Source organism: Anaerovibrio sp. (genome assembly GCF_024697385.1).
In the GTDB taxonomy this organism is placed as follows: domain Bacteria; phylum Bacillota; class Negativicutes; order Selenomonadales; family Selenomonadaceae; genus Anaerovibrio.
In genome coordinates, this window is sequence record NZ_JAILFV010000014.1 from 21,053 (window position 1) to 39,753 (window position 18,701).

Annotated in this window: 17 protein-coding genes and 1 pseudogene; all 18 read left to right on the forward strand. The window is 45.9% G+C overall.

Annotated features, from left to right (window positions below; all coding sequences use genetic code 11):
* Positions 1-279: 279 nt before the first annotated feature.
* On the forward strand, positions 280-711 hold the full coding sequence (gene mraZ, locus K6C05_RS00930) for a division/cell wall cluster transcriptional repressor MraZ (RefSeq protein WP_296730418.1): 432 nt from the start codon (positions 280-282) through the stop codon (positions 709-711).
* A gap of 8 nt (positions 712-719) precedes the next feature.
* The gene (gene rsmH / locus K6C05_RS00935; protein WP_296730419.1) at positions 720-1,661 is read left to right on the forward strand and encodes a 16S rRNA (cytosine(1402)-N(4))-methyltransferase RsmH; all 942 of its coding nucleotides are present in this window, start codon (positions 720-722) and stop codon (positions 1,659-1,661) included.
* Between the two features lie 46 nt (positions 1,662-1,707).
* On the forward strand, positions 1,708-2,100 hold the full coding sequence (locus tag K6C05_RS00940; RefSeq protein WP_296730420.1) for a cell division protein FtsL: 393 nt from the start codon (positions 1,708-1,710) through the stop codon (positions 2,098-2,100).
* A gap of 696 nt (positions 2,101-2,796) precedes the next feature.
* Positions 2,797-4,293 carry a UDP-N-acetylmuramoyl-L-alanyl-D-glutamate--2,6-diaminopimelate ligase gene (locus K6C05_RS00945; RefSeq protein ID WP_296730421.1) on the forward strand — a complete coding sequence of 499 codons (1,497 nt, stop codon included), beginning with the start codon at positions 2,797-2,799 and terminating at the stop codon, positions 4,291-4,293.
* 2 nt (positions 4,294-4,295) lie between these two features.
* Positions 4,296-5,672: a UDP-N-acetylmuramoyl-tripeptide--D-alanyl-D-alanine ligase gene (gene murF, locus K6C05_RS00950; protein ID WP_296730423.1), complete on the forward strand. Its 1,377-nt coding sequence runs from the start codon at positions 4,296-4,298 to the stop codon at positions 5,670-5,672.
* A 64-nt stretch (positions 5,673-5,736) separates the two neighbouring features.
* On the forward strand, positions 5,737-6,681 hold the full coding sequence (mraY, locus tag K6C05_RS00955) for a phospho-N-acetylmuramoyl-pentapeptide-transferase (RefSeq protein WP_296730438.1): 945 nt from the start codon (positions 5,737-5,739) through the stop codon (positions 6,679-6,681).
* Positions 6,682-6,708: 27 nt separating this feature from the next.
* On the forward strand, positions 6,709-8,076 hold the full coding sequence (murD, locus tag K6C05_RS00960; protein WP_296730424.1) for a UDP-N-acetylmuramoyl-L-alanine--D-glutamate ligase: 1,368 nt from the start codon (positions 6,709-6,711) through the stop codon (positions 8,074-8,076).
* On the forward strand, positions 8,073-9,191 hold the full coding sequence (gene murG / locus K6C05_RS00965) for an undecaprenyldiphospho-muramoylpentapeptide beta-N-acetylglucosaminyltransferase (RefSeq protein WP_296730425.1): 1,119 nt from the start codon (positions 8,073-8,075) through the stop codon (positions 9,189-9,191). The genes murD and murG overlap by 4 nt, the downstream gene beginning before the upstream one ends.
* 19 nt (positions 9,192-9,210) lie before the next feature.
* Positions 9,211-10,578, forward strand: a complete 1,368-nt coding sequence (murC, locus tag K6C05_RS00970) for a UDP-N-acetylmuramate--L-alanine ligase (RefSeq protein WP_296730427.1) — start codon at positions 9,211-9,213, stop codon at positions 10,576-10,578.
* Positions 10,579-10,591: 13 nt separating this feature from the next.
* Entirely contained in the window at positions 10,592-11,536 is a 945-nt protein-coding gene (locus K6C05_RS00975; protein WP_296730428.1) for a D-alanine--D-alanine ligase, read from the forward strand.
* Between the two features lie 6 nt (positions 11,537-11,542).
* On the forward strand, positions 11,543-12,292 hold the full coding sequence (locus K6C05_RS00980; RefSeq protein ID WP_296730429.1) for an FtsQ-type POTRA domain-containing protein: 750 nt from the start codon (positions 11,543-11,545) through the stop codon (positions 12,290-12,292).
* Positions 12,293-12,311: 19 nt separating this feature from the next.
* Positions 12,312-13,007 (forward strand): DUF881 domain-containing protein, encoded by a 696-nt coding sequence (locus tag K6C05_RS00985; RefSeq protein WP_296730431.1) that lies wholly within the window; start codon positions 12,312-12,314, stop codon positions 13,005-13,007.
* Entirely contained in the window at positions 13,004-13,336 is a 333-nt protein-coding gene (locus tag K6C05_RS00990; protein WP_296730432.1) for a small basic family protein, read from the forward strand. The genes K6C05_RS00985 and K6C05_RS00990 overlap by 4 nt, the downstream gene beginning before the upstream one ends.
* Before the next feature lie 109 nt (positions 13,337-13,445).
* Entirely contained in the window at positions 13,446-14,579 is a 1,134-nt protein-coding gene (gene ftsZ, locus K6C05_RS00995) for a cell division protein FtsZ (protein WP_296730433.1), read from the forward strand.
* Between the two features lie 213 nt (positions 14,580-14,792).
* Positions 14,793-15,818 (forward strand): extracellular solute-binding protein, encoded by a 1,026-nt coding sequence (locus K6C05_RS01000; RefSeq protein WP_296730434.1) that lies wholly within the window; start codon positions 14,793-14,795, stop codon positions 15,816-15,818.
* A 19-nt stretch (positions 15,819-15,837) separates the two neighbouring features.
* A pseudogene (gene rimO, locus K6C05_RS01005) lies at positions 15,838-17,154 on the forward strand (30S ribosomal protein S12 methylthiotransferase RimO); the annotation flags it as partial.
* 27 nt (positions 17,155-17,181) lie between these two features.
* A complete protein-coding gene (locus tag K6C05_RS01010; protein WP_296730439.1) occupies positions 17,182-17,634 on the forward strand; it encodes a nicotinamide-nucleotide amidohydrolase family protein in 453 nt (150 codons plus the stop codon).
* 129 nt (positions 17,635-17,763) lie between these two features.
* Positions 17,764-18,570 (forward strand): hypothetical protein, encoded by an 807-nt coding sequence (locus K6C05_RS01015; protein ID WP_296730435.1) that lies wholly within the window; start codon positions 17,764-17,766, stop codon positions 18,568-18,570.
* Positions 18,571-18,701: the final 131 nt, after the last annotated feature.

Here is an 18,701-nt window from a genome sequence, read left to right on the forward strand (position 1 = left end):
CTCGGAAACTGCATTGTATGTATCAGCCTTCGGTTTTTTCCGAAGGCTTTTTTGTTGTCTGAAATACATGATAACTACTTTTGGGTGAAGGCACCCACTTTACACCACCAAAATGAAAAAATTCTGATAAATATCAAAAAAAATTTGTAAAATTGTACTTTCATGATGTCTGATATGATGCTGGAAGTCAATACTGACGCGGGCTTACGAAATTTTTTCAAAAAAGTGGAAAAAAGTGGGTGGATGTGGTAGAATATTCCTGCAAGGTGGTGATGGAGCATGTTAATGGGCGAATATATGCATTCAATAGATGCTAAGGGCCGTGTAATTTTACCGGCTGATTTTCGCGCGGAATTGGGAGACAGCTTCATTGTTACCAAGGGCCTGGATGGGTGTCTGTTCATTTATGCACAGTCAGAGTGGGAACAGCTTTCAGCCAAACTTCGTCAGTTGCCTTTAGCCAAGACTGAGGCCCGTGCCTTTGTTCGTTTCTTCTTTGCCGGAGCCCGTCAGGTTGAGCTTGACAAACAGGGTCGATTTTTGGTCCCTGCCACCCTTAGGCAGCATGCTTCCCTCCAGAAGGATGTAGTGCTTATCGGGGTGTCCAGCCGCATTGAGGTATGGAGCAAGGATGAATGGCTCAAGTATAATGAGGAGATTAATCCTGCAGTTTCAGCCATTGCAGAGACTTTGGCCGATCTGGGAATATGAGGTTGCCAATGAGTACGGAATTTCATCATATAAGTGTTATGCCTGAGGAAACGGTCAACGGATTAATCACTGATTTATCCGGAACCTATGTTGACTGTACTCTCGGCGGAGCTGGTCATTCCGGAAGGATAGCAGCCAGACTTAATGCTGATGGAAGGCTTATTGGGATCGATCAGGATGAGGCGGCTATTGCCGCTGCCAGTGAACGGCTGGCAGGATGCAATTGTCGTGTAGATATAGTCAGGGATAATTTTTCCAATCTGGACAATATTCTCAAGGCTCAGGAGGTACAGGCTGTTGATGGTATCCTTTTTGACTTGGGGGTATCTTCCTACCAGCTTGACACTGCTTCCCGCGGTTTTTCCTACATGCAGGATGCACCTCTTGACATGCGAATGAACCAGCAGGCAGAGTTTTCTGCTTATGACATAATCAATGGTTACAGCATGGAGGAGCTTTGCCGCATATTCAAGGAATACGGCGAGGAAAGATGGTATAAGCGTATAGCCCAGTTTATCATTGATGCCAGAAAAAACGGTCCTGTTGAGACTACCGGTGAGTTAGTTGATATTATCAAAAAAGCAGTGCCGGCTGCCGTGCGTAACAGTAAGGGCGGTCATCCTGCAAAAAGGATTTTTCAGGCAGTGAGAATTGAGGTTAATGATGAGCTGGGGATTTTGGAAAAATCCTTCAGAAGTGCAGTAAGGCATCTTAAGCCAGGCGGCAGGATAGCCATTATTACCTTTCATTCCCTGGAGGACAGGATTGCCAAAAATGTGTTAAAGGAAATGGCCAGTGGTTGTATTTGTCCACCGTCATTGCCGGTATGTGTTTGTAACCATAAACCGGAAATTAAGCTATTGGTAAAGGCCGCTGTGGCATCAAAAAGTGAACTTGAGAGCAATTCCCGTGCAAAGAGTGCTAAGCTGAGAATTGCTGTAAAACTATAGATGATTTATCTTATGTGAATTTAAGCACAGAAAGGAGGGAACGGTTGTGCCAGCCAGACAACTGAATGAGGAGTATTATGAGGATTATTATGAGGACTATTTTGATGAATTGCCCTCAGAAGAAAAAATCAAGATACACCGTAAAATAGTGAAGAGAAATATTCAAAGAAATCCTTTAAAAAGAAAAGCAATCGCCTTGTTTTTAACAGCGACTCTGCTGTGTGGCTCTGTTCTAATTGCCAGCAGCAGGTTGGCCAGCGAAGTATATGAGCTGGGTCAAATTCGTAGTGATGCACAGATGATGGAAAAGAGCAATGAAAACTTGCGTGTTGAAAATGCCAGAATGAAGGCACACTCCAGAATAAAGGAAATAGCTGTGAAGGAGTTGGGGATGACTGTTCCACAGGGTGCTTATTTCGCTGGAGAACAAGCCAGATAATCGTTTAAAATGCGTGAAAAAAATTAGTGATATTCAAGGTGAGGGATATAGCTTCTGCCTGAAAAATAGCTACTCTGTCCGTGAGGATGGGGTCGTCTTTCACCGTGTTATTGTTATATTACCCAGGGTCATCATTTTTATAGTGATGACTTTTTTTTTGCCAATTTTTATTCCTTTTTTGGTAGATCTGAATCCGGAAATAGATATAGGTATGCACGGACCGGATGGAGGCCTAACGGGGCACGCTTGCGCTCACGACAGATTGCCCTAGTGGTACTAGGCTCGCACTGCGCTGCTGTTTGTGCTTGCCAAGGACCAAGGGCAACTGAGGTCCCCTTATAGGCCTCTATCCGGAAATAGATATAGGTATGCACGGACCGGATGGAGGTCTAACGGGGCACGCTTGCGCTCACGACAGATTGCCCTAGTGGTACTAGGCTCGCACTGCGCTGCTGCTTGTGCTTGCCAAGGACCAAGGGCAACTGAGGTCCCCTTATAGGCCTCTATCCGGCAATAGATATAGAGTATGCACGGACCGGATGGCGGCAATCAACCCAAAAGTATGATAAGTCAAACTGAGGTCTCCTTATAGACTTCTCGCTAATAATGTATAAGAAAGTATAATATGCTTTCATTTTTTTTTGTTCGGTATTATAATAAGTTAGTTAAGTTATGATATTAAGTAGGAGGGTTCCAATGGAAAAGACATTAGGAGCATTGGCGGAGCTGGTTGAAGGCGCCGAGATTATTGGAAATAGTGATACCTTGATTAAAGATATAGAACATGATTCCAGAAAGGTCACTGAAGGGACCTTGTTCGCCTGCATAGCAGGAGCCCATGTGGATGGCCATACCTTTATTCCCCAGGCACGGGAGAAAGGTGCAGTGGCAATCATTACCGATAATGAAGATGCACCGATGCCGGCAGGTATGGATGTCCTGCTGGTGCCTGATCTTTCCAAGGCACTCAAGGTAATTGTGCCATTTTTTTATGATTATCCAGCCAGACGCATGCGGGTAATCGGTATTACCGGGACCAACGGGAAAACCTCTATCAGCTATATGATCCGGTCCATGTTGAGGAAAATGGGCTTCAGGGTTGGCCTGATAGGTACTATCCAGATAATGATTGAGGATGAGGTTCTTCCAATCCATAATACTACCCCTGATGTGGTTGAGCTCCAGGCTACCATTAACAGGATGCTGGAAAATAACATGGATTATGTGGTCATGGAGGTTTCTTCCCATGCTCTCGACCAGGATCGTGTAGCCGGGGTTGAATTTGATACTGTGGTCTTTACCAATCTCACCCAGGATCACCTCGATTACCATAAAACCTTTGAAAATTACCGGTCGGCCAAGGCGAAGCTGTTTGACAGTGTCAGCCGCAGGGACAATGTAAAAAATGGCAAGACTGCGGTGGTTAATATTGATGATGAGGCCGGCAGGGTTATGCTTGAGCATGCTGATTGCCGACATATAACCTATGGTATAGACAATGATGCGGTACTTCGTGCCGAGAATATCCAGGTGCTTGCTGATGGGACTCGTTTTGATATAAGGCACCAGTTTGGCACCCTGCCATTGGACCTGAAAATTACGGGTATTTTTAATGTTTACAATGTTATGGCAGCTGTTGGTGCGGCATTGGCTGAGGGGATACCTGTTCCTGTTATCAAGGCAGCCATGGAGGAGTTTACCGGGGTGCCTGGGCGCTTTGAGCTGGTAAGGGGCGGACAGGATTTTGCTGTTATCGTTGATTATGCTCATACTCCTGACGGTTTGGAGAATATTCTTCATACTGCCCGTAAGATTTGTGATAACCGTATCATAACGGTCTTTGGCTGTGGTGGTGATCGTGATAGAACCAAGCGGCCTATTATGGGGCGTATTGCAGCGGAGCTTTCTGATGTTATTGTGGCTACCTCGGACAATCCACGGACAGAGGATCCAGCTTTTATTTTGGGCCAGGTGGTAGAAGGTGTGGAGCAGGCAGCCGGAGATAAGGAGCATGAAGCAATTATCGATCGCCGTGAGGCTATCTTCCATGCCGTGAATATAGCGAAAAAGGGTGATATTGTTGTTATTGCCGGCAAGGGTCATGAGGATTACCAGATACTTAAGGACAAAACGATTCATTTTGACGATAAAGAAGTAGCCATGGAAGCTATTAAAGGAAAAATAGGTGAATGAGTATGCCACAATTTTCTTTGGATGATATAAAAAATGCCCTGGGGGAGATAACTGTATTGGAGCAGGGAGCGACCTGTTTTTCTGATGTTATTACCGATACCAGGAAAATTATTCCCGGAGCCTTGTTTGTTGCCCTAAAGGGTGAACGCTTCAACGGTGAGGAGTTCGTTGGAGATGCCCTGAAAAAAGGTGCCGGTGGGGTCCTGGTCAGCAGTGAATATAATACAGCTGATACCTATGGGGGGACTGTAATCAAGGCTGCATGTGATACGCAGACTGCGCTGCAGAAGCTGGCGCATTTTTGGCGTATGAAATTTGATATACCAGTACTGGTAATCACAGGCTCCAACGGAAAAACCACCACAAAGGACCTGACAGCTGGGGTTTTATCGGCTGCCTTTCCGGTTTTGAAGACCCAGGGGAATTTTAACAATGAGATAGGTCTTCCCCTGACACTGCTCAATATGAATGAAAGCCATCGGGCAGCAGTAGTGGAGATAGGTATGCGTGGTTTGGGACAGATTGCGTCCCTGGCACCTATTGCTGCTCCTACCATTGGCATAGTGACCAATGTGGGTGAAACCCATATGGAGCTTCTGGGGTCCATGGAGAATATCGCCAAGGCCAAGGGCGAGCTGGTAGAGGCTGTTCCTGCCGGAGGGACTGTTATTTTAAATAATGATAACGAATATACCGCAGCTATGGCTGCCAAATGCAGGGATGGAGTAAGGGTCATCACATTTGGTATTGACAGGGATGCTGACATAAAGGCCATGGATATTTCCAGTGATGAGTCAGAGACCTGTTTTAAATGCCGTCTGGGTAATGATGGCCCTGTTGCTGATCTTGTGCTACCAATGGTTGGGCGTCACAATGTTTCCAATGCACTTGCTGCTATTGCGGCAGGATATGCTTTGGGGCTGGATGCAGACAAAATCAAGGCGGGACTGGCAGCTGTTCAGATGACCGGAATGCGTTTTGAGACTAAAAAGCTTGGTGAATATAATATTATCAATGATGCCTATAATGCCAGCCCAATGTCCATGGAGGCAGCTATCAAGACCATGTCTGAGGTTGCCAGGGGCCGATGTGTGGCTGTCCTGGGAGACATGCTTGAGCTGGGGGATCTGGCTGTTGCTGCCCACCGGAAGGTTGGCAGACAGGTAGCGGAAAGTGGTGCTGCTGCCCTGATAGCTTTTGGACCTATGGGGCAGGAAATAGCCAATGGTGCCTTGTCAGCCGGCATGAAGGAGGTTGTTCATGTGAACAGCCACCATGAGGCTGCCCGTAAGCTCAAGGAAATCCTTGAGCCTGGTGATACTGTTCTTTTCAAGGGGTCACGGGGCATGAAAATGGAAGAAATAATAGATTTGCTGTAATATGGAGGCTTTTTTAGGAATGGGTTTGGAATTTACATTAGCGGGTGTTGATATAGCTTTGCCTATGAATGCGCTCTTTGCATTGGCTTTGGGGTTTATTCTGGTCCTGGGAGCCGGCCCGGTGCTGATTCCCCAGCTTCACAGACTGAAATTCGGTCAGAGCATTCGGGAGGAAGGCCCCCAGAGTCATCAGGCCAAAAGCGGTACTCCTACCATGGGTGGTTTGATGATAATCCTGGGTCTGGTCCTGGCAACCTTGGTTTTTGCCCAATGGACGCTGGAATTGTTTTTGGCCTTGTTTGTGGTGGTAGGGCACTTTATTCTGGGCTTTATTGATGACTACATCAAGGTTGTAAAGAAACAGAATCTTGGGCTCAAGGCCCGCCAGAAGTTTCTGGGACAGCTTATAATTGCTGTTTTGGTGGCGGTTTATGGGGGCCTGCAGAATGATTTATGGATTCCCTTCTGCGAAAATATTGATTTGGGATTTCTGTTTTACTTTTTACTTGTTTTTGTTATGGTGGGAACCACCAATGCGGTTAACCTGACGGATGGCTTGGATGGCCTGGCATCCGGCACTGTTGCCGTGGCGGCCTTTTTTTACATGCTGGTCTGTGCAGCCATGGGAAAGCCCGAACTGGCCGTGCTTTCAGCTGCTACAGTTGGAGCATGTCTGGGGTTCCTGAAATTTAATTATCATCCGGCAAAAATATTTATGGGTGATACCGGCTCATTGGCACTGGGTGGTGTCATGGCAGCCGTTGGTATTCTTACACATACCGAAATCCTATTGGCTGTAATAGGTTTTGTGTTTGTTTGTGAAGCATTATCGGTGATAATTCAGGTTATATCCTTCCAGAGTACCGGCAAGAGAGTCTTTTTGATGAGTCCTGTTCATCATCATTTTGAATTGAAGGGCTGGTCAGAAACAAAGGTTGTATGGGTATTTTGGACTGTCGGTTTCATAGCGGGAGTGGCAGGATTAGCACTGTTTGTTTTAGGTGCCTGAATTTACAATTTGTAGGAGATGAATGGTATGGATTTTATGGGTAAAAAGGTTTTGGTTATAGGTGTAGGTATAAGTGGTAATGCTGTAGCCAAAATAGCAAAAAAAATGGGAGCAGATGTGACCTTGAGTGACTCCAAGGCTGAAGCAGATATAACTTATGATTTACAGGAGCTTCGTGATGCCGGGGTCAAGCTGGTTTTTGGAAAGCAGGACAGCACTCAGCTGGAGGGAGTTGATCTGGTGATCCTGTCGCCTGCTGTGCCGGTGCGGATTCCTTTGGTACAGGAGGCATATAAAAGAAACATACCTGTTACCAGCGAGGTGGAGGTGGCCTATGAACTGGCCAAGTCACCTATTTTTGCTGTTACAGGAACTAATGGCAAGACTACTACTGTAACACTGCTTGGGCAGCTGATGCGCACCAGATATCCAAATGCCGGGGTAGGAGGAAATATTGGTATTCCCCTTTGTGAGGAGGCGCTGAAGGCTGGTGAGAACAGCTGTGTTGTAGCGGAGATTTCCAGCTATCAGATGGAGGCATCCACCAAGTTCAGACCTCATGTGGCTGTGGAGCTGAATGTCACCCCGGACCATGTAGTTCGTCACGGAAGCCTGGAGGTTTATCAGCAGATGAAGGAAAAGATGTTTGCCAATCAGGATTCCAGTGATTATTTGGTCCTTAACTACGATAATGACAAGACCAGGGATATGGCAAACAGGGCTAAAAGCCGGGTGTTTTTCTTCAGCCGCAAGGAAGTCCTCAAGGAAGGTGCCTTTCTCAATGATGGATGGTTGACTATTGCATGGCAGGGACAGACCTGTAAATTGTGCCGTGCTGATGAACTGAAAATCAAGGGCGGACATAATGTGGAAAATGCCTTGGCAGCTGCTGCAGCAGCCTTTTTGGGAGGCGTGAGAATTCCAAAAATCACTGAGACACTGAAGGCCTTTGAACCGGTAGAGCATCGTATAGAGCCTGTAGCTACGGTTAATGGCGTTCCATATTACAATGATTCCAAGGCGACCAACACTGATTCTTCCATAAAGGCCCTGGACAGCTTTGATGGTCATCTCATACTGATAGCCGGTGGTGATGACAAGCATACTGATTTGAGTGAATTCATGGCGCTGGTAAAGGAAAAGGTTGATGAGCTTATCCTGGTTGGGGATGCTACTGAGAGATTTAAGCAGGAAGCTCTTGCTGCAGGGTATCCTCAGGAGCATATCCATGAGGCCGGATATTCCATGGAAAAGGCTGTGGAAATTGCCCATGAGATTTCAGGCATACCTCAGATTGTTCTTCTTTCACCTGCATGTGCATCCTTTGATATGTACACCGGGTATGAAGAACGCGGTAGAGATTTTAAACATTTGGTAAAGGAATTGCTTAAATGAGAATAATAGTATCTGGTGGTGGCACCGGAGGTCATATCTATCCTGCCATAACCATTATACGGATGTTGAAAAAGAGAATAGATAATCTGGAGATACTTTATGTGGGGACAAGCACCGGCCTGGAAGCGGATATAGTACCCAAGGAAGGTCTTCCCTTTAAAACAGTTGATCTTCAGGGCTTTAAGCGCAGTCTGAGTCCGGTCAACCTCATACGGGTGCTGAAGGCTGTTCGGGGAGTTTTTAAGGCTGCAGGTATTGTAAGGTCATATAAGCCGGATGTGGTAATTGGGACCGGAGGCTATGTATGTGGCCCGGTATTAATGGCTGCCAGTCTCATGGGTATTCCTACCCTTATTCAGGAACAGAATGTTGTTCCCGGGATTACCAACAAGATTTTGTCCCATTTCGTTTCGCGGATTGCTACCGGAGCTATTGAGGCCAATAAATTTTTCCCTCAGGACAAGGTGGTATTTACCGGTAATCCAATTCGCGATGAGGTGATTAATACCGAGCGCCGTCCGGGTTATGAAGCCTTTGGGTTGGATCCGGAGAAAAAAACACTTCTGGTTTCCGGTGGAAGCCGGGGAGCCCGCAGTATTAACCGTGCCATGGTGGGAGTGCTGAAGCATTTTGCCGGCAGTCAGGTGGTACAGATTCTCCATGCAACCGGCAAGGGGGAATATGATGATATACTTCAGCGGATTGCCGATGCCGGGGTGGATCTGAACAAGTGGAATAATATCAAGGTTTTTCCTTATTTGTATAACATGCCTCAGGCTATGGCAGTGGCGGATTTGGCTGTGTTCAGGGCCGGGGCCACGGGATTGGCTGAATTGACAGCCAAGGGGATTCCGGCAGTATTGATACCTTATCCTTATGCTGCTGAAAATCATCAGGAATTCAATGCCAGGGCTGTAGAAAAGGCAGGTGCCGCTCAGGTCATTTTGAACAGTGACCTGAATTCTGATATACTGATTGCAGCCATAGAGAAAATGTTATTCAACAATCAGGTCCTGCATGATATGTCAGTGGCCAGCCGCAGTCTGGGACGGCCGGAAGCTGCCGGGGTCATTGCGGATATTATCATGGAATTGGCCAATAAGAAAAAGAATTAATTTGAAGGGAAGTATCATAGTGCTTAATGGCATTCATAAGGTTCATTTTATAGGAATTGGCGGCGCAGGCATGAGTGCGTTGGCCAAAATTTTGGTGGAAAAGGGATATGCTGTTTCAGGCTCTGATATGAAGGAATCCGTTATGACCGGAACCCTGCGGGAATTAGGGGCCAGGATTTTCATTGGTCACAGGGCCGAAAATGTTGATGGAGCAGAGGCAATTGTGGTTTCCAGTGCAATCAGGGAGGATAATCCTGAAGTCCGGGAGGCTGAAAGGTTGGGGCTGAAAAGACTGCACCGTTCCGATGTTAATGCGTTTCTGATCAATAATTCCAAGGGTATTGCAGTGGCAGGTGCCCACGGTAAGACAACCACTACGGCTATGCTGGGCGTGTCACTGGATTATGAGGGCGTGTCTCCAAGCATTATTATTGGTGGCGAGGTGGATTATCTCGGCAGTAATGCCAAGCTGGGGAAAAGTGAATACCTGGTTTCAGAGGCGGATGAAAGCGATGGTACTTTTCTGAAATATTATCCATACATAGGTGTGGTTACCAATATAGAAAATGATCATATGGACCATTATGGTTCCATGGAAAATATAATAAAGGCTTTTCAGCAGTTCATGAATCAAATTCGGGAAGATGGCTGCGCTGTGGTCTGCTTTGACAATGAAAATATCAGGAATTTGGCCGATAAAGTAAAGTGTCGGGTAGTATCATACGGAATAGATTCAGATGCCGATTATCTGGCCGGGAATATCACGGCTGATGCCATGGGGACTTCCTTTGATGTCCTTCACAAGGGTGAAAATCTTGGCAGTGTCAAGCTCAATGTACCGGGCAGACATAATGTGCTCAATGCCATGGCATGTATTGTAACCGGGCTTGTGATGGGGCTGACTGTGAGACATATGGCGGAAGGGCTTACCATGTTCAATGGAGCTAAGCGCCGTTTTCAGACAAAGGGAAAAGCTAATGGCATATGGGTAGTCGATGATTATGCACATCATCCTACAGAGATTGCCACAACCATCAAGGCAGCAAGACAGACACAGCCAAAACGGTTGATATGTGCATTTCAGCCACACAGGTACAGCAGGACACAGTTGCTGCAAAAGGAATATGGCAGTTGCTTCGCGGGAGTTGATATATTGATTTTGACGGATGTCTATTCTGCCGGGGAGGATCCAATACCGGGAATTGATGGTGAGCTTCTGGTCAAGGAAGTGGCTGAACAGACCGGGCAAGAAACTGTTTATATCAAGGACAAGGCTGATATAGCCGGCTACCTGAAGTCCATCGCCCGGGAGGGAGACCTGATTATGACAATGGGGGCCGGGGATATTGTAAAATCCGGTGAGGAACTGGTGGAATTATTAAAATGAAAATAGGAGCTTAATGATGAGCAATAAAATAGTTGTGGTAATGGGTGGTCCATCCAGTGAGGCTGAAGTGTCACGCCGGAGTGGAAATGCCATATTAAACGCCCTGAAATCAAAAAAATATGATGTGGTAGGGCTGGAGCTTGTGCCGGATACCTTTGTGGATCAGCTTCGGGAATTGAAACCTGATATCGTGTTTAACGCACTTCATGGTAAGTTTGGTGAAGATGGAATAATTCAGGGCACCCTGGATATGTTGGGGATTCCTTATACCAGCTCAGGGGTCCGGGCCTCTGCAGTCACCATGGATAAGGTAGCCACCAAGCATTTCTTCCATGCAGCAGGAGTTCCTACTCCAAAATACCGTACATATTTTGTCTTTGAGTACGAACGGCGCAATCTGGTTCAGGAAATTCTCGAGGAGTTTTCTGTTCCGGTAGTAATCAAGGCTTCCTCACAGGGATCGAGTATTGGTGTAGTTATTGTCAATGCTCCTGAAGAGCTGGATGCTGCCTTGAAAGAGGCTTTTAAGTATGACAGGGAAATATTGGTTGAGGAATTTATTAAGGGCAGGGAGCTGACAGTGGCCGTCTTCGGAGATGAAGAAAAGCAGGAGGCCCTGCCTATCATTGAAATTACCACGGCTACAGGCTGGTATGATTATGAAAATAAATACAAGGTTGGCGGTTCCCAGCATATAATTCCTGCACCTATAGCTGATGAACTTACTCAACAGGTGCAGAAAATAGCCTGCAGGGCCTTTGCGGCCTGCGGGTGCAGTGGCGTGGCCCGGGTTGATTTTATGCTGAATACTGATGATGACAAACCTTATGCCATAGAGGTGAACACTGTTCCTGGCATGACAGAAACCTCATTGGTTCCTGATGCCGGCAGAGCAGCTGGAATTGAATTCCCTGACCTGTGCCAAAAAATATTGCAGTTGGCTGGATTTAAGGAGTAATACACATTGGAAGAAGGAAAGGTAGATACACCGAAGAAAAAAGTAATATCACATAAGGTATTAGTCACTTTGATGAGTGTATTAATTCTGTTTCTGGTGGTGATTACTATAGCCCTGTCACCTGTTTTTGTATTGAAGCATGTGAAGGTAAGCGGTAATTATTATATATCAGAGGAAGAGGTCTGCCGGATTTCCGGCGTGAACATGGGCGAAAATCTCTTTCAGCTTAAAATCGATGACATAATGCAGACCATGGTGAAGGATATAAGGATAGAAAGAGCCATTGTCCGGCGTGCCTTCCCAAGTACCCTGGAGATTCAGGTAGTGGAAAGGGTCCCTTTGGCCATGATTAAATGTGACTACGGATTTTTGGAGCTTGGCCGGGGTGGCGTTATACTGGATGCCCATAGGACACTGACTGATATTCCTGTACCGATTATCAGTGGTGTGTCCGTATCCTCGCTTTTTGTGGGAGATACTGTGGAGAATGCGAACATCAATGCCGTCCTGAATTTTTTGGATAAGCTTCATCATGAAACTACAGGTAATATTTCAGAAATCAATATCGCTGATACTGACAATGTCACGATTTACATGAGGGGGCCTGTTCAGCTTAAGCTGGGGAATCTTGACTCTATTGACAGTAAGCAGCAAATAACTGAGAGCGTGAATAAAGAGATAAAACAGGCGAAGTATCCGATTGATTATATAGATGCCAGATTTGATGGCTCTTATTCCATCAAGTTCAAGGAATAAAAGGTGGGGAGGGGAAACTATGCGTATTGATAAAGGACAAATATCTATTGTCTGTGTCTGTATAGTTCTGGGTTTTATGTTGGCCATTCAGTTCAGAAGTACTCAGGATACCCGTGCTTCCCTGCCTTTTCAGCGGGTAGAGGAATTGTCTGCCAGATTACATCAGGTAGAATCTGAAAATCAGGAGCTGGAGGACGAAATCAGGGAGCTAAAGGGATTGTCCAGCTCCGAAAAGAATGACAAGATCAATGATGATATTTTGATGATTTCCGGTATGAGTGCCCTGGAAGGACCGGGTATAATTCTTACTATTGATGACAGTGGTAAAATAGCCAAAAAGGAAAATGATCCCAATCTGTATCTGGTACATGATGAGGATATACTCAAGGTAGTGAATGAGCTTCGGGCCGCCGGAGCGGAAGCCATATCAATTAATGGTCAGCGCCTTACGGCAAATTCTGAAATCAGGTGTGCGGGACCTACTATTTCCGTAAATAATGTCCGTTCAGCACCTCCTTTTGAAATCAGGGCCATCGGCGAAAAGGAAAATCTGATGAACGCCATCAACATGCGTGGTGGAGTGGCTGATTCCCTGAAGGTATGGGGAATAAAGCTGAATATACAGCCTGTGGATAATGTTTGGATACCGGCATATAAGGCAAGCAGCAAATATAAGCTGGCTGTTACCTCAAACAGGGAGGAGGAGTCAAAATGATTTATGCAGTTATCGGCCTCCTGATTGGCATGCTTTTGGGCTTTGTGGTGCCATGGAGCATTCCTGTTGGTTATTCCGGTCTTTTTTCTGTAGCATTGATGGCGTCATTGGATACTGTATTTGGTGGGCTGAAGGCAGCCTGTAACGGCAATTTTGATGACCGGGTATTCATTACAGGCTTCTTTACAAATGCCCTGTTGGCAGCTTTTTTGGTTTATGTAGGTGACAGGCTGGGGATGGACTTGTATTACGTAGCCTTGCTGGCCTTTGGACTGAGAATATTTAACAATTTAGGCGCTATACGCCATTATTGGCTCCAAAAGCATTAATTTCATTTTTATTTCTTATAGATTTTAAAAACAATAAATGATATAATTCTATATGTATTGGTGTAATGAAAATTTTGTGAGCTAAAATATATATGTGGGGGTTGTTTTAGTGTCAATAGAGTTTGATGATTTTGAGAGTGACAGCAAGGCTGTCATCAAGGTAGTTGGTGTTGGTGGCGGTGGAAGCAATGCCATCAATTGCATGGTTAATGCCGGGGTAAAGGGCGTTGACTTTATTGCTGTTAATACGGATGCACAGGCTTTGTCAAAGTCTTTGGCTACTACCCGTATTCAAATCGGTGAAAAAGCTACCCGTGGTCTTGGTGCCGGTGCCCGCCCGGATGTAGGTGCCAAGGCAGCGGAGGAAAACCGTGACGAAATCATGGAAGCCCTGAAGGGTGCTGATATGGTATTCATTGCTGCTGGTATGGGTGGCGGTACTGGTACAGGTGCCTCTCCGGTGGTTGCAGAATGTGCCAAATCACAGGGAGCTCTGACAGTTGGTGTTGTGACCCGTCCATTTTCATATGAGGGGCGTATGCGTTCCAAGCGTGCCGAGGCTGGTATCGCTGAGCTGCGTCAACGGGTGGATACCATTATTACGGTGCCTAATGAGAAGGTATTAAGTATCATTGAAAAGACCACATCCTTTATTGATGCTTTCAAGAGCGTTGATGACATACTGCGTCAGGGCGTTCAGAGTATCTCTGATCTTATAAATGATTCAGGTTATGTAAACCTTGATTTTGCTGATGTGGAGGCCGTAATGCAAAATGCCGGCCCGGCCCTGATGGGTATCGGGGAGGCATCAGGCGACAATGCTCCAATGCAGGCTCTGCGTGAGGCAGTTAATTCTCCACTTCTGGAGGTTTCAGTCAGCGGTGCCAGAGGCGTAATAATCAACTTCATTGGCGAACAATCACACCTGAATATGATGGAATTAAATGAGGCCAGTCAGAGCATTACACAAGATGCTCATCCGGATGCCAACATCATCTGGGGTGTATCTGTTGATGATTCTATGGGCGATACTGTTCGTGTTACTGTTGTAGCTACGAATTTTGAATCCGAACAGAGCAGCAGTGGATTATCACTTCCAAAACTTGATTCCCAGCCAAATGGCATGAGAGTTCCAGTGTTTGGCAAGAGTTCTCAGAGTGCTGAAGAAATTGGCGTTCCTAAACAGGATTTTTATAAGGCAAACGGAATTGATATTCCTGTCTGGATGCGCCAGAACAAATAACATCTTCTGACGAGGTTAAAGATGTCACCTTCCTCTGTGATTTGGGGAAAGCACCCCATAACAGTGGCAGGAATATATCCCGCCTTGTTGAAACGCTGCTGGGAAGATGTTTCTTCCAATGAGGAGACATTTGAACAATGGCTTTATGACTGCGATTCCTGCAGGGATATTTTCCTGCAGGATTTTCTTATATGAAGTGATGGTGTGTAGTCTATGAAAAGATATTCTGTTCTTTTGATCAGCTCCTTCGTAATTATGGTGCTGTCCATTTTTGGGGCCCTGTATTTTTCCGGGGGAGATAATCATTATGACGACAGCAGAATACGGGGACATATCGTTGTATATACAACACTTCCGGCTGAGAATGTGAGATGTATTGCCGATACCTATGCAAAAAGCAATAATATACGGGTAAATTTTGTTCCGATGACGGAAAGTGAGCTTGAATCCAAGCTGAAGTCTCCGGGAAAGGCTGATCTCGTGATTGCGGATAGCAGGCTTCTAAGGCGGGCTGCCGGTGCAGGTTGGCTGCAGCCGTATATTTCGGAATATGGCGATTCAGTGGGGGATACCTTTAAGGATAATCATGGCTTTTGGACTGGCATATGGTATGATCCTGTTGTTTTTTGCATTAACAAGGACTATATGCGAAAGCTCAGGCACATCCCGAATTCATGGGAAGAATTGGCGGCCCCAAACAGCTATAGATTGGGAATCACAGATTTTATGGCAGCTGATAATGCTTCCAACATATACATGTTCATGGTTGCACAGTATGGGGAGGAAAGAGCCCTGGAATATATGAGGGCTTTGCACCCAAAGGTGGTACAATATGCAAAATATCTTTCCACTCCGGCCAGGATGGCCGGTATGGGAGAGGCGGATATTTCAATTGCTGTCCAAAGTGAGGTCCTGCGCTATGTTGGCGAGGGTTATCCCCTGAAGGTGATTTATCCTGCGGAGGGTACTGCTTATACTCTTACTGGTATTGGACTGATGATTAATTCACCCCATGCTGATAATGCCAGGGAGTTTTTGAATTGGATGCTGACAGATGCTCCATTACAGGTAATGCAGGAAAATGGGTTTTATTTTATGCCGGCCAATTCCTCGTTGATGACTGCCAGACAGTTTTCCGGGAAGAATGTTGTATTGTATAATCAACTGGCTGATTATCCTGAAAATCAGCGCCGACAGATGCTTGACCGTTGGTTGAAGGAAGTACGGTTCGGCTCGTAATGCAAAACAGGAGGTTATTTTGAAGGCTGGATTTATTAGCCTTGGCTGTTCCAAGAACCTTGTGGATACAGAGGTTATGCTGGGACTTATCAAGGAAAAAAATATAGAAATTGTCAATGAACCATCTGAGGCAGATATACTGATCGTGAATACCTGTGCGTTTATTCAGTCTGCCAAGGAAGAATCAATAAATACTATTTTGCGCATGGCAGAGTATAAACAGCAGGACAAGGGACACTGTAAAGCTCTTATAATTGCCGGTTGCCTGGGGCAGCGTTACGGTCAGGAGCTGCTGGATGAACTGCCTGAGGCTGACGGGATTATCGGCACAGAGGCCTGGAACCGTATAGGTGAGGTCCTGGATGAAACACTGCAGGGCAACAGGGTGGTGGTAAGAGGTGAAGGTGAAATTATCTATGATGCATCTGTTCCTCGTATACCAACCACTCCTAAGCACACTGCCTACATAAAAATCGCTGAGGGCTGCAACAACAGATGCGCTTTTTGTGCTATTCCGCTCATCAGGGGCAGCTACAGAAGCCGTACTGTCGAGGATATCCTTCAGGAAGCCGGAAGATTGGCAGACCAAGGCGTCAAGGAAATAGTACTCATAGCTCAGGATACGACCAATTATGGTCACGATATTTACGGAAAACCTCAATTGGCCCGGTTGCTGAGGGAGCTGTGCCGGATTGATGGGATTAAATGGATACGGACCTTGTATTGCTATCCTAGATTTTTTAATGATGAACTGATTGATGTGATGGCTGCTGAAGAAAAGGTAGTCAAGTATGTTGATATACCGTTGCAGCATGCCAATAATCAGGTGTTGCGCAATATGCGCAGGCCGGATACCAAGGAACAGATTGTCGAGCTTCTGCAAAAGCTGCGGGATCGCATTCCGGGAGTTGTAATACGCTCCACATTTATTGTGGGCTTCCCGGGGGAAACAGATGAGCAGTTTGAGGAACTTAAGGAGTTTATTACTGCACAGCGGTTTGATCATGTGGGAATATTCACATATTCCCAGGAGGAGGATACTCCGGCAGCACTTATGGACAACCAGGTTCCTGAAGATGTGATGCAGGACCGCTATCACAGTCTCAAGGCTATACAGAGCCTGATTTCACAGGAAATCAATGAAAGCCTTGAGGGGAAGGTGCTGGATGTTATCGTTGAGGGCCATACCGACGAAGGCATGCCTTTTGGCCGATCTTATAGACAGGCTGATGATGTGGACGATCAGATATATATCGAAGGGGATTTGCACAGCCAGGTGGGTGACATGGTCAAGGTCCGTATTCTTCAAGGTTTTACTGAGGACCTTGTAGGAGAACTGGCAGAAGATATTCCCCTGGAGGAATTGGTTGGACGGGGCCTGATGGATGCCTCTCTGACAATAGCCTGTGCCGAATCCTGTACCGGAGGGCTTTTGACAAGCAGGCTGACGGATGTCTCGGGAAGCTCTGATTATGTAGTAGGCTCTGTGATCGCATATTCCAATAAGGTCAAGAAAGCCCAACTGGGGGTTCAGGAAGCAACCCTGCAGCGGGATGGAGCTGTGAGCAGCGAAACTGCCCTAGAGATGGCCGGTGGGGTTTGTACCCATTTGGGTGCCGATATTGGTGTTGGTATTACAGGAATTGCCGGTCCTGGTGGAGGCAGCGTGGAAAAACCGGTGGGGCTTGTGTACATATCGGTAGCTGGCAGCAAGGGTAATCAGGTCACCAAAAATGTATTTTCAGGCAGCAGACAGGAAATAAAAAAACAGGCGGTTGATAAGGCCCTGACCATGCTGCTGGATTACCTGAAATAAATATCCTCAATGTCCCGATTATTATATTCGGTTTAATCTGGATTTAATGAGTCTTTCATTAATTTTTCAAAAAACGAAATTACAATGATTCACAAATAAAGATGTTGTTTTGTAAGATGGAGGGGAAATATGATTATAAAAAATGTTATGTCTAAACTTTTTGCAGTAATGCTGATGAGCGCCGTTGCAGTAATACCTGGTATGGCTGTAGCTGCAACCGGGGACACGGCTCAGACAGCAGCTGCTCCTGCCGCTGCACCGGCTGCAGCACAGACTGCCGAGCAGGCTCCTGCAGATGCTGCGGCACCAAAGGAGGGAGAAGCGCCAAAGATAGATGAAAATACTACTGTTCAGGTGCAGCTTCCTTACAAGTATACCAGTGAGCGTTATGGTTACACTATAATGTGCCCGGGTAAACCGGAGGTAGTTCCTGCCAGCTTTTTTGATGATACTGCCAAGGGAGATGTGTTGATTTTTCATGGGACTGCAACTGATATCAACAAGGCATGGATTATATTGATCAATGCCTATGATGAAGCTGATGTACCTGATAATCTGGGGACTCTGCCTGAGGAAGAAAAGAGAGCTACTATTGAAAAATTCTGTAAGAAATTTAATTATGCGGATGCCAGTGTAGTTGATCTGGGGGATAACAGATATGGTATGTATGCCATTACTGCCAAGGAATTGGATGTAGATACAAATGGTGATGGCAAATTTGATGATGTGGTAGTCGCCAGCAATCAGATGATAAAAACTTATCTGAAGGGTGCCTTCGGTGGTCATTTTGAGATTACCCTCCTGGATAATCCGACACTTAGTCCAATGGGAATTGCCTTCTATAATGCAGGGCTGGCAACCTTCCAGCAGTGGCCTACATCCAGATATCAGGAATTCCTGGATTCAGCCAAGCTGCCTAAGAAAAAGAAAAAATAACGAGCTTTAAGATGTCCCCTTCCTCTTTAGGTGGGGGAAAACAAACTACAACAGCTGGCGAGCATATCTCCCAGCTCGTTGAAACGCTAATTGGAAGATTTTTCTTCTAAAGAAGAAAAATTTGAACAATG